Annotated in this window: 12 protein-coding genes and 1 pseudogene; 5 read left to right on the top strand and 8 right to left on the bottom strand. The window is 61.2% G+C overall.

Annotation, left to right across the window (positions count from 1 at the left end):
• Positions 1 to 196: 196 nt before the first annotated feature.
• Positions 197 to 1,402 (bottom strand): site-specific integrase, encoded by a 1,206-nt coding sequence (locus BLIJ_RS07005; protein WP_014484899.1) that lies wholly within the window; start codon positions 1,400 to 1,402, stop codon positions 197 to 199.
• 679 nt (positions 1,403 to 2,081) lie between these two features.
• Between BLIJ_RS07005 and BLIJ_RS14315 the strand changes: the two are divergent.
• A pseudogene (locus BLIJ_RS14315) lies at positions 2,082 to 2,861 on the top strand (tyrosine-type recombinase/integrase); the annotation flags it as partial.
• Here the strand turns inward: BLIJ_RS14315 and BLIJ_RS15005 are convergent.
• Positions 2,763 to 3,941 (bottom strand): DNA methyltransferase, encoded by a 1,179-nt coding sequence (locus BLIJ_RS15005; protein WP_014484901.1) that lies wholly within the window; start codon positions 3,939 to 3,941, stop codon positions 2,763 to 2,765. The pseudogene BLIJ_RS14315 and the gene BLIJ_RS15005 sit on opposite strands and share 99 nt — an antisense overlap.
• Positions 3,942 to 4,060: 119 nt before the next feature.
• Between BLIJ_RS15005 and BLIJ_RS07025 the strand changes: the two genes are divergently transcribed.
• The gene (locus tag BLIJ_RS07025; protein ID WP_012577693.1) at positions 4,061 to 5,521 is read left to right on the top strand and encodes an RNA-guided endonuclease InsQ/TnpB family protein; all 1,461 of its coding nucleotides are present in this window, start codon (positions 4,061 to 4,063) and stop codon (positions 5,519 to 5,521) included.
• A gap of 58 nt (positions 5,522 to 5,579) precedes the next feature.
• Here BLIJ_RS07025 and BLIJ_RS07030 read toward each other — a convergent pair whose 3' ends face one another.
• The 6 genes from BLIJ_RS07030 to BLIJ_RS07055 all read right to left on the bottom strand — a co-directional run bounded on the left by BLIJ_RS07030 (position 5,580) and on the right by BLIJ_RS07055 (position 9,212).
• Positions 5,580 to 5,888, bottom strand: a complete 309-nt coding sequence (locus tag BLIJ_RS07030) for a hypothetical protein (RefSeq protein WP_012577694.1) — start codon at positions 5,886 to 5,888, stop codon at positions 5,580 to 5,582.
• Positions 5,885 to 6,091, bottom strand: a complete 207-nt coding sequence (locus tag BLIJ_RS07035) for a hypothetical protein (protein ID WP_012577695.1) — start codon at positions 6,089 to 6,091, stop codon at positions 5,885 to 5,887. Before BLIJ_RS07035 ends, BLIJ_RS07030 begins: the two co-directional genes overlap by 4 nt.
• A 37-nt stretch (positions 6,092 to 6,128) precedes the next feature.
• Entirely contained in the window at positions 6,129 to 7,472 is a 1,344-nt protein-coding gene (locus tag BLIJ_RS07040) for a type II toxin-antitoxin system HipA family toxin (RefSeq protein ID WP_231837813.1), read from the bottom strand.
• On the bottom strand, positions 7,469 to 7,771 hold the full coding sequence (locus BLIJ_RS07045) for a hypothetical protein (RefSeq protein WP_012577697.1): 303 nt from the start codon (positions 7,769 to 7,771) through the stop codon (positions 7,469 to 7,471). The genes BLIJ_RS07040 and BLIJ_RS07045 overlap by 4 nt, the downstream gene beginning before the upstream one ends.
• Positions 7,772 to 7,862: 91 nt before the next feature.
• The gene (locus tag BLIJ_RS15175) at positions 7,863 to 7,985 is read right to left on the bottom strand and encodes a hypothetical protein (RefSeq protein WP_012577698.1); all 123 of its coding nucleotides are present in this window, start codon (positions 7,983 to 7,985) and stop codon (positions 7,863 to 7,865) included.
• Between the two features lie 153 nt (positions 7,986 to 8,138).
• A complete protein-coding gene (locus BLIJ_RS07055; protein ID WP_012577699.1) occupies positions 8,139 to 9,212 on the bottom strand; it encodes an IS30 family transposase in 1,074 nt (357 codons plus the stop codon).
• Between the two features lie 204 nt (positions 9,213 to 9,416).
• Here BLIJ_RS07055 and BLIJ_RS07060 point away from each other — a divergent pair, with 204 nt between their 5' ends.
• The 3 genes from BLIJ_RS07060 (at position 9,417) to BLIJ_RS07070 (ending at position 11,830) form a co-directional block, all read left to right on the top strand.
• Complete coding sequence (locus BLIJ_RS07060; RefSeq protein ID WP_041981939.1) at positions 9,417 to 9,950, top strand: hypothetical protein; 534 nt, start codon at positions 9,417 to 9,419, stop codon at positions 9,948 to 9,950.
• Between the two features lie 18 nt (positions 9,951 to 9,968).
• Entirely contained in the window at positions 9,969 to 10,637 is a 669-nt protein-coding gene (locus BLIJ_RS07065) for an ABC transporter ATP-binding protein (protein ID WP_041981941.1), read from the top strand.
• A 71-nt stretch (positions 10,638 to 10,708) separates the two neighbouring features.
• The gene (locus BLIJ_RS07070; RefSeq protein WP_014484903.1) at positions 10,709 to 11,830 is read left to right on the top strand and encodes an ABC transporter permease; all 1,122 of its coding nucleotides are present in this window, start codon (positions 10,709 to 10,711) and stop codon (positions 11,828 to 11,830) included.
• Positions 11,831 to 11,951 lie beyond the last annotated feature (121 nt).

Genomic DNA, 11,951 nt, shown 5'->3' on the forward strand with positions numbered 1-11,951 from the left:
GGCGCGGCTACATGGTGCGAGCCCATCGTTAAATCAATCGTTTCGGGGCATGGCATGGGAGTCATGCCCCACTTTGTAAGGGAGCTAAACAATGATTACCGCTAAGGATATTGCGGATATGGTGGAACGTGTCGATGCGAAGGGCGCGGCCGTGTCCACGGGCGACGGGCTCGTCGATCTCGCGGTGATCGACTGACTATCCTTCGATGAGGCGTTCCACGCCGTCGATGGCGCCGGCGAGCATGTCGGCGTCCACGTGCGTGTAGATGGCGTTCGTGGTGCCGATGTCGGCGTGGCCGATGATGGCACGGCGGGCGAGGTCGGAGACGCCGATGCGCGCCATGGCGGTGGCCGCCGTGTGGCGTGCGGAGTGGACGCGCACGCGGGGCAGTCCCACCCGTTCCAACGCTTTTCGCCATGCGTTCTGGAGTGTTTCCTTGCGGATGGGGTTGCCTCGGCCGGAGCGGAACAATGGGGTGTCCGGGTCGATGTCGGGATGGTCGGCCGTATAGGCGGCGAGGTCGGCGGCGAGGTCGGCGGGCAGGGGGATGAGCCGGCGTCCGGATCTGGTCTTGGGTCTGGTGAGCCATGTGCGGCCGTCGAGCCGGCGGGCCTCGAAGCCGGCGGGCATGTCCGTGATGCCGTCGAATTCCTTGAGCTGCCATTCGACGAGCAGGCAGGGCAGTCCGTCGGAGCGGACGATCTCGTTGCGCGTGACGCCCAGGGCTTCGCCTTCGCGCAGTGCGGTGATGAACAGGAGCCGCCAGATGATGCTCCATCGCGGGTCGGTTTCGGCGTGGATGAGCATGGCGGCCTGTCCGGGGGTGAGGGTGGCGATTGGGGCGGGCGGCACCCGGTTCTTCTCGACCGCGTCCACGGGGTTGCTGCGGATGATGCCTTCGGCGACGGCGGCCTTGCATGCCTCGGACAGGACGGTGTGGGTCAGGGCGGCCGTGGCGGGGGATTTGCCCTGGATGCCTTTCGCGGGGTTTCCTTCGAGGCAGTGGCGTTCGACGAGGCGTATGTGGGCGGGTTTGAGCCTGTCCATGCGTACGGCGCCGATGACGGGGGTAATGTCGTGTTCGATGCGGAACCGGTATGACCGGGTCGTGTTGGGTGCGCGTCTGGGGGTCACGATCTCGTCGATCCAGCGTCGCATCCATTCGTTCACGGTGGGCGGTTCGTCCACCAGGGTGATGTCCTCCTCGATGCGGCGGGCTTTGGCGCGGGCGTTGTTCAGGGCTTCGGTCCGGGTGTGGCCGGTGGCGCTGGTGCGTCGTCTGGAGCCGTCGGCCGGGTTGGGGGAGAGTTCGACGAACGCCCGGTATCTGCCGTTGCCGAGTTTCGTGATCGCGCCGGCTCCCTTGTCTCGTCTTGTCGTGTGTCCGCCTGTGTCTGCCATGTCGTCGCCTTCCGGGTTCGTCGTGTGATGACAACCCCCGGTATGCGTATCGGCCCGGTCCGGTCGGCGTGGCGCGTGTGCCGAGCGTGTGCCTATCGTGTGCCTATTCCAGCCGAAAATAGCCGGATATAGCCGTAAACGGGAGTGCCGTCCTTCCATGACGCGCGCACGAAGAACGGCGTTGTCCCGCCGTTTTCCGCTGATTTTGGCCACTTCCCGGTTTCTTCCGAAAACCTAATCTGACATAACGTACATTATCGGATGATGGATATAGGGGATGGATGGCAAAATCCTTGGAATCATTGGGAAACGGCTTTATTCCAACGGTTCCCGGCTTCCACCATCCGAACTGCCATCGCACCAGATGCGGCCATATTCGGCTATTTTCGGCTGAAATAGGCACACGATTGGCACCTATCCCGGTCGGAAACGCATACCGGGGCCCGAAGGAACGGGAACACCGAAGGACCCATGGAAAGGTGACATGACGACGACCGCAGACAGACGCGAGAAAGGCTCGGGCGGAATCACCAGACTCGCCAACGGGAAATACAGGGCCTTCGTCGAAACGACCCCCGACCCCGGCGACGGGTCGAGACGACGCGTGAGCGCCACGGGCCGGACCAAAAGCGAGGCGCTGCGCAAGGCCAGGGACAAGGCCCTGCGACCGGACATGGGCATGACCCCCGGCGGGAACGCCACCGTCGCCGAATGGATGGACCACTGGGTGGACGAGGTCATCGAACCCCGACGCGCCCCGAACACCACGAAAAGCTACCGCACCCGCATCCGCATGGACATCACGCCCGTCATCGGCGCCGTCCCGCTCGACCGGCTGCGCCCCAGCCACGTCCGCATGGTCGAGAACCGCATCCTGCGCGGCGACGGACGCACCGGGACCGACCCCCGTTCGGCCGCGACCGCACGCCTGACCCACAGCATCCTCAAAACCGCCCTGGGCGACGCCATGGCCGAAGGGCTCATCGACCGGAACCCCGCCGCCCTCACCGAAGTCCCGGAAACCGAACCCGTCGAAATCGCCATCCTCACCACCGGACAGGCGGCACGGCTCATCGCTCTGGAACCCGACACGAAATGGCGGCTCATCTGGCGGCTCCTGTTCATCACCGGCATGAGACTCGGCGAAACGCTCGGCATCACCCGACAGGAACTCATCCGATCGGACGGACTGCCCTGCCTGCTCGTCGAATGGCAGCTCAAGGAATTCGAGAAGGACACCGTCATCCCCGCCGGATACCGGGCCAGACACCTCGGAGGCCGCATGTGGCTCACCCGCCCCAAGACCCGCAAAGGCCAACGGCTCATCCCCCTGCCCGCCGACCTTGCCGCCGACCTCGAATCATACATGGACTCGGCCGGCATCCCCGACGACCAGCCGGTCTTCCGATCCGGACGCGGCAACCCGATCTGCAAGGACACGCTGCACCACGCATGGCGCCGGGCCCTGGACCGGGCCGGTCTGCCGCACGTAATCCGAATCCATCTCCGCCGCCACGCAACGCACGTCCTCGATCCGGCACGCCTCCAACGTGGCGCCGCTGCCGGCGAACGGCTCCAACACGAGCCCGTCCGGCGGCGTGACCAGACGCACCAGCCAGCGCATCAGTTCCAACGGTTTCACCGTCGGATGGAGGATCCCGTCCACGGTCAGCCTCTCCCCCGGTCCCGCCTTCGGACAATACCGGAACACGGGATAGAAGCGGGATGCGCCGCCGGCATCATCGTATTCCGCACCCGTATGGGTCATGCTCCAGCCGTCACCGGGTTTCGTGCTTGCGCGTGGTTTGCCTTTTCGACTGACGGTGACGCCGGACTGTCGGTCGAGTTCCTTGGCCGTGGATTGGTCGAACAGCATGTTCGGCGTGAAACGGGCTTCGGCCGTGTAGTCGGTGCGATCCGCTTTGTCCGCGCCGTAGATGTGGTTGTCGCGCGGGCCGGAGTTGAAGTCGGCATGCCGGTTCTTGTTCTTCGACTCCTTCTCATCTGCCGTGTTGCGGAATGGGATGCGGCATGCGTCGATATGCAGTGCGCCCGTCCCGTGTCCGAGCAGATTGTGGTCGAGTGTCCCGTCCAACGGCTTGCGTGCGAGGCAGATGGGTTCGTGCGCGGGCTTCAGCTGGCTGTACCAGCCGGACCATTGTTCGCCCTGTTCGGTGGCGAGCGCATCCCATTCGGATTTCGTCTTGCCGCCGTTCGCGGTGCTGGAACCTCCGAAGCCGTTGGTGTCCGAATATCCTGCGCCAGCATGACCTTTACCGGCCACATGGGTGCGTTCCGCACCCAATTCCCTGTCCACGAGCAGTCTCGCATCCGAACCGTGTGGCATGCCGCTTGCGTACACCCAGTCGATCTGGTCGCGGATTTCGAAGCCCGCGTCCTCGATCGCGCAGGCGAGCCGATGATATGTGCGGCTGGCGGCAAACGCGGCCACGTGCCCTCCCGGCTTCAGGACGCGCAGAATGTCCTTCCACAGGATTACGTCGAATGCGATGCCCGTCGAATCGAAGCCCAGGTTCATGAAACCGATCTCGTACGGCGGGTCGGTGACCGGTTTGGCGGCGCAAGCCCCGTCTTTTAAGGCTGGGGTGAGCCGCCACTTCTTTGATTAATCACTGTTTCCGTGGCAAGGTTTATAGCATGAGCCAGAAGGTACGAATCATCAAAGTCAGGCATGCGGGCGCATCCGTGTACCTTGGCGACGATTCATGCCGCAACCATTGCTGGACGCGCAATCCCGAACGTATCATGGACTGGCTGTGCGATGGTTGGCGCACCCGTTTCAACCAGCATCGGGAGCATCGGACAATCCGCCGCTACATGGAGGACGTGGAATCCCGTGAGCGCATGTGGGTGGACGTTCCCTTGGGTGGGGCGACCGTCGGGGAGCCGTTCAAGGACAGCGAGGCTCGAATCCGGTGTTCTTGGCTCGCATGCATTCCCTCCGCCGTTCTCGCCAGTCCCATGCGCGTGGAGAATTCGGAATGGTATGCCGCGTTGAAGCGCAAGAAGATTAATGGCGGTCGTGTTCCGGGGTTCAAATCCCGCAAACGCGCCCCCCAGTATTTCGTATGTTGGCGCAACCAGAACAAGACCGGCAACGCCGTCTACCATCAGGTGTCACGCAAGCGTGGCGTGGTCGTAATCACCGGAAGCGTGAAAAAGGAATTCCGCAAGCCGGGCGAAACGGGATGCCGTTGGATGCTCTCCATCCACGTGCGCGTCAGCCAACCCGTCAGGGATTACACGAGCGTGGCGGTGAATTGGACGGAACGCACTCTGGCGTTCACCAACGAACCGTCGCCCATCCGACGGAATGCCGCCGGCAAGCAGACCGGTATCGACCGTGGCTGCGTCCACACATTGGCCTTGTCGAATGGAACCATGCTGGACATGCCGCAACCGTCCGAACGGGAGAAGCGAGAGTATCTGCGCCTGCAACGCAAGCTCGCCCGACAAGACATGACCAACAGCCGACGTGGCGGGAAAACCGCGAAATTCCAGTCGAAACGACGCAAACTCACATTGAAGCGCATGAGTTCGATACGCCGCCGCATCAACAACCGCAAGGACGATTGGGTCGCGAAGACCACGACCCGACTGGTCGAAGACTACGACCTCATCGCCTTGGAAGCGTTGAACACCCGGCAGATGACCCGCAAGCCGAAACCGAAACAGGACCCCGACCATAAGGGACGCTACCTGCGCAACGGTTCGGCGGCCAAAGCGGGATTGAACCGCAGTATCCTCGGCAACCGTTGGACGGACATCCAGGACAAACTCGAATACAAGACCCGTCTCGCCGGGACCCGGCTCATACTGGTCAACCCGGCGTACACGTCCCAGACCTGCAACCGTTGCGGCCATGTCGCAAAGGAGAACCGTGAGAGCCAAGCGGTCTTCCACTGCGTCACCTGCGGCAACAAGGACAATGCGGACATCAACGCGGCCAAGAACATCCTCGACCGCGCGATACACACAACCGGCATGGACGATGCCGAGGGCGTGGAGGGACACGCTTCCCGTGAAACCTGTGTTTCACGGGAAGGTTCCGTTGAAACGCCAACCCCTGCCACGCGTACGGGAAGACCCCTCCAATGAGTGAGGAACGTGTCTCACATGCGACAGGAATCCCCCGGCTTCAGCCGAGGGGAGGAAGTCAAGTGATATCCACGCTCAACCCCGATTCGACCGAACCGGACACGAACGGGATGCTAGCCGCCAGCATAGCGGCCAACGGTCTCAACCATTTCGCATCACCGCCGGACGCGATACGCTCCCCATCCACGATGGATTCGGCGATATGTCCGAACGTCTCCACGATGGCCGTGGAATCGTCGGCGCCGGAGGGAATGTCCCCTTCGCCGGTCATGTGGGACACGCCGTCCGGGTCGAACTCCCAATCGTATTCGACTGGATTGTTGCAGGTCTCGTCATTGGTCTCCACGATGATGCGTTCAACATTCATGATTGCTCCTCCACCCATTGGGCCAGATAGTCGCGCACGTCGCCGGCAGTGCCTTTCACGTCGGAATCGAAACCGTCCGGCCGCCACGTGCCGTCCGACATGACCAGCAGGTCCAGGCCGGCGGAGTGTTCGTCCCCGCGCTCGAACAGGGCGAGCAGCTGGGGGCCGTCCAGGGTGGCTATGGAATCGTCGAATCGTTCCATGCCCCGGGTATGCGTCCCCCTAATCAGGGAAACGGGGTCAGCGGCTGCGCCAGTATCCACTGACCTCATATCCGCTTCGGATATGAGGGCTCACCCAGACGCCGCCCCCGCTGAAGGATGCCGTATTCGCCTTTGGCTTCGACATCCTTCTGTGCAGTGGCTGGATGTTCTCGTTTGCCTTCGAAACCGCCTTACGCATGGATTCCCTCAGCGAATCGGGCAAACCGGCCGATGCCTCATCCAGATGGTCGAGAACGGCTCCCGCCATGGTCCGGGCGATATGCGCCACACGTTCCCCGTCCAAACCGGCCTCCTCCGCGAAGGCCTCCCAGTCGAATGGGGTGAGCAGTTCCGCGAATTCGACTCCGTTGATCGGCATCGCCATCTCCTGATCCACATGAGGCCATATTCTGGTGACTGTCATGTCGTACATTGGCGCGAAACGGAACCCGTTTTCGGCAAGAACAATCGAATAGTTCTTGCCGTGGGAGTCCGAATCACCCGACGAGACGTTGAAGGCGAGCCGGCGAACCCATTCATATCCGGTTTCATCGCTTGGGTCGAAATGGTGCAGGAAACGGACGCAGCTTGCGGCGCCGATTTCATACTTGGATTCGGGGTCCATGCCCATGGCCTGCGCTAGATCCTCGCAATGGATTCGTCTCACGTTGTTTCCATCCACGATGCGATCGAAACGTCGGGTGATGAAAGCCTCCGCCCCATTCGCGGTGAGAATGCCATGCTCGGATACCGGCAATCCGCAAAGAGTCCCGAGCGTCAGGGCGGCATCCTCCACCCTGTGGCTGCCGGGACAATCCCTCATTTCAGGTTTGATGATATGGGTGGAGGGGATGGATGCGTTGGGCCAGAGCCAGACACCAGCACGTCGGGCGAGCGTGAACTTGGGCTGGCCTCCGGCGATGGAGAAACGGCATTTCGGCGTATCCCGCTCATAGAACTCATCCTCATCATCCCGTGCGAACCAGTTGTATCCGTTCGCACGCACGTATCCTATCTGATTGCCGATTTCCTCCTCGTCGAGGGGTTTCGCCTCGATGGGATGGTGCGGGAGTTCGGGCTTGTCCGAGAATACGAGTCCGCCTACCGTATCCGCATCCGCAAGAAGTTTGAACGTGTCCGTCGAATCCAGATGGAGTCGCGACGCCATCCTACGACGGGCGTTCTCATCGTCGGGAAGCAGGTTTTCGAGAAAGGCCGACGCCGCTTTTCCGGAGGATTTCCCGGTTCGGGGCAGACTGAGGCTTATCGGCGCGCCTTCCTTGGAATCATAGTGGAATGAAACATGTCCGCCGGAGGTTCGCATGAATTCCCCCACATGGTCCCCGTCGGTCCAGACATGCAGTCGTTCTCCTCGCATCATGCCTCCAGATATTCGGGCGGAACCCTATCGGGTTTGACGCCGAGTGTGGCGAACACGCGCAGGGCCGCTTCCAGCGGTACGATCCCGCATTCCGCCATATCGGTCACGATGCTTTCGGAGACGCCGCTTCTGTCCGCGATTTCTGACGGGGTTCGGCCGATTTCCGTGATTCGTGCGGAAATAATCTCGCCCGCCTTTTCCAATGAGGGCATGTCGCGAATGCCGTCATGCGATGGTTCTTCGCTGATGGAGATCTCATCGGTTTTCGACGGCAGGGCGTCGAATTCGCTGTAATCCATTTCTCTTCCGCTCCTTTCCGGGAAAAGCATGCGTCCCGAAAACCAGAGGATTGCGAATCAGGCTGCTCGAACCATCATAACGTCGAATGCCTTATTCCGGCACGCGCCAGATGACGGCGACGATGCGCGTCCCGTCCGCATACCGGTAGACGAACCGCATGTACGGGTGTTCATGCCGTCCGTGCGCGCCCACGGTGACGGGGATGCGGAACACGTCACCCGGGTTCAGGGTGACGGGCGGGCGCAGCCCGTCGAGGCGTGCGCCCGAATATCCCTGTCCCTCCGATATATTGACATCCTCCCCTTTCTTACGAAAGGGGATTCCCGTCGTCCGTCGGACTCTCTGCCCCGACCACCCGATGTCTATTTAGAGGTGCAACACCCCCTGTTGGTCCTGCAATTCCAGCAGTTCGTCGGCGAATGCCTCGGCGGGCGTCCGGTAGTCCGGCACGCGCATGGGACGGTTGTCGGCCTCGTCGACAATCTCCCGCAGTTCCCCGGCCATGTCCATCCGGATCTCGCTGCGTTCGGGCGGATACCGGCGGATCATGCCGTTCCCGTTCTCGTTGCTTCCCCGCCGCCGGCTGGAGTACGGGTCGGCGAAGCACGTGTCCATGCCCGGCCCGTCGCGCAGGCGCGTGTGGCGGGCGAACCCGGTGCCGTTGTCGTGCGTGACGCCGCCGCGCGCGCCGGCCGGCAGCGGCGAGAACATCGCCAGCCGCGCCCCGACGCTTTCCCCGGCGGTCCTGCCGGGCACGATCCCGGCCATGAGGAACCTGGTCTTCCTCTCGACCTCGGTGTGCGGGTTGCATCCGGCGCCGATCACGCCGTCGGCCTCCCAATGGCCGAAACCGCTGCGGTCTCCGGCCTCCGGCGGGCGTCCGGAGATGGGAGCCCGTCCGGGAATCGGGAAACGCGACGTCCTCCCGCCGCCACGCCCGCGCCGCCTCCTGCTGCCGCGTGGAAGGCGGCGCGCCCGGCGCTCACGGTGATGGCGGTCGACGTAGATCCAACGGCAGACGCTCTCCGGGCGCACGCACATGGTGGGGTCGTCGGGGAACAGGACGCGCGGCCTGCCGCCGACGGGCGGCGGCGACCAGCCGCGACGCAGCCATTCGGCCACCCGCGCCCACAGGCGTTCGCATGACAGGCGGTGGCGCCTGCGCGATCTGGCGCGCCTGCGGCCGGCCCTGCGCCGCGCGGGGCCGGCGATGTAGCATCCGCCCGTCCACGGGCCCGTCTTCAGCCGTTTCGGCCGGCACGGCCGGCAGGACCCGTTCTCGTCGGACGGGAACCACGTGTCGCGTTCGATCTCCCTGCCGACCGTCGAGGCGTTGCGGCCGAGCATCAGACCGATCCTGCGGATGCTGGTGCCGTTGCCGATCTCGATCCGGATGACCTGGCGTTCCTCTTCCGACAGGCGCGAACATGCTTCTCCCATAGGTGCAACATCCCTTCGGACTGGTTATCTGGACAATCTCCAATCTAACGGGTGTTGCACTTTCAATTAGACAACGGGTGATGCCGCTGCGTTGTTGTGTTGTAGTAATATCGGATGATGTAAACACCGTCCAGTGGTTCCGACAATCGTAATCGTTCGTATTGGCTGAACGCATTTTATTAAGGTACAGCAAAGGAGCATACCATGAAGCGTTCCAGATCTTTAGCGGCGCTCACTCGGACCAAGCGTAGACTGATCGTCACCGTTGCGACTGCTGCCGTGCTCCTTATATCGAGCTGTGCGGCAGTCGCAATGGTGCAATTTTACCAAGCGGATTACCAAGCTTTGGAGCAACGTGGGGCAACGCGCAAGACCCTTGATTCTTTTCGTGCCCTCAGTACTGCGGATGGGCTTTTCGATATGCCCGAGTTAGACACTCGAAACACTGAGGAATCACGAATCAACGCCACCTACATGGTGTCTCAGATGGTGGGCGAGAATCATGACAAGGTATCTACTCAACGCACTCTGGATTCCCTATACGCTTATGCCAAGGATGAACGGAATCCGCTTGCCATGAGACTAAAGGCCTATTCTGACTGGCACCGAGCAAAGTTCCTGCATATCCCGTCCGGTGATCAAGAAACTCTTCGGTTGCAAGAACTCGACTCAAATGATCGCGATAGATGGTTCACGGACTGGCGTGTGCAGCCTGACACTCACCTATTACGCCTATAGATCGGGGGCAGCGCCATTATGATGCGGGGCATCGAAAGCAGCGTTCTCGTCTTCGACCACGTGTCGAAACGTTATGCAAGGGACAAAAACCGCCGGTTCGTTCTCGGACCGATATCCTTTTCGCTGGAGTGTGGGGAAGTTCTTAGAATTCAAGGCGATTCCGGTTCCGGAAAGACAACGGTTCTCAGAATCGCGGGTCTTCTTACGGTGCCGGATCGCGGCGGCGTACATGTGTGCGGAGAAAAGGCGACCACTGAGAAATCCCGCAATCGGCTTCGCGCCGCCTGCATCGGAATCGTTTTTCAGGATGCGAACTTGTTTGGTCATCTGACGGTGTTACAGAACCTTCTTGTTGCGGATCAAGGGAAAGGGAACAGCGCAGAATGCCTTGAGTTGCTTTCCCGGTTTGGAATTCGGCGGCTGGCGAATGTGAAGGCGGGCAGGATTTCCGGCGGCGAACTTCAACGTGCCGGAATATGCCGTGCGCTGATTAACAGGCCTCGGCTGCTTTTGCTGGATGAGCCCACGGCATCGCTCGATGACGCGGCCGCCGATGAGGTGGCATCGGCCATTCGCATGCTGAGGGAAAGGGGTGTGGCGATTTTGCTGGCCAGCCACGATCCTCGTCTGGATGGGTTGGAGTCCCAATCGCTGCGTCTTGAGGCCGGGAAGGTGGTTGTGAGCTGATGAGAAAGGTTCTACGACTCGCGTGGTTTGAGCGAACGCATACGTTCAGAACATCGCGGGCGTTGGTTGTCATGCTGGCGATCGTTGTCGCCGTATGCTATTGCCTTCAGGGTTTTGTGGTCAGTGCGGTTCGGTCCCATGCAAGCAATGTCGAGAAGCACTCCAACGTATCCGTCATCGAGCTCAGCACGATTCGTCCGGACGCACGCGTCTTGGACGGGGAATCACTTTCCGAAGTATCCGGACTGGGGCATGTCGTTTCCGTGGTTCCATGGATGCAGCACGATCTGGATTTGGCCGACGAAGGCGACTGGCCATCTCCAACGGTCAGCCCCGGATCGCTGTGGGCCACCACGTATTTCGAACCGAGGCTTCCGAAAATGATCAAGGGAGACAGGCCCGTCTCCCTGCAGGACGACGAGATTCTCCTACCCGATTCCGTTCCCGGAGGCAGCCTCAGGCATCTGTACGGCAAGACCGTCATGTTCGGGTACACGCATATCAACGGTAAATATCAAGGATCGTATAGAACCATTCCACTCAAGGTGGTGGGAATCTACGACAACTCCGTACCCGACAAGGATGGCGAGAATCCGTCCTATGTCTCCGAAAACACAATGGATGCCCTGTTCGACGGGAATGTCCAGGAATCATACACATTCGCATACGTTCAAGTCGATTCGGGCGATAATGTCCCCTTGGTCCAGAAGAAACTCGCCGCCATGGGATTCGGGGTGGCCGGTGCCGCGGGGCAGCAGGATGTCACGGGCATTCTTGCCGCACTTATGAGCATAGGCAGGTTCATGTTCCCCATTGTGCTTGTGTGCTCCCTGGTGTTCGGCTTATTTCTGAGCGTGATATGGATGAAGCAGCGCAAACGTTCGTTGGCGCTGCTCCGATGCCTTGGATACACGGCCGGGCAACTGAGCGCCCTTGCACTCGTCCAAGTCGTCCAACTTGTCGTCGCAGCGGGCATCGCGGGCATCATCTTGGGGGCGGGTTTCAGTTTGCTGCTGGCGCATTCCGTTGATTCCGGCGATCTGTTGAATCTCACGAATCTGGATTCGGTGGTTTTCGATCCGGTACTGGCGCTTGAAATGCTCGCCATCACCGTCGCTGGTGCAGTCATCGGGGCCCTTCCCCTGAGCGTAAGGATTGCACACACCCAGCCGGATGAGCTGATGCGCGGGTAGTTCAGTACTCGGCTTTTATGGCGGTGATGGTGAGCTTGTCTGATTAATTCCAATACTATGAGGCATAGTTAAATGACGATACCGATATATGTCATGGTCTCCCTTCACCCAACCCGGACGA

Source organism: Bifidobacterium longum subsp. infantis ATCC 15697 = JCM 1222 = DSM 20088, from assembly GCF_000269965.1.
Taxonomy (GTDB): domain Bacteria; phylum Actinomycetota; class Actinomycetes; order Actinomycetales; family Bifidobacteriaceae; genus Bifidobacterium; species Bifidobacterium infantis.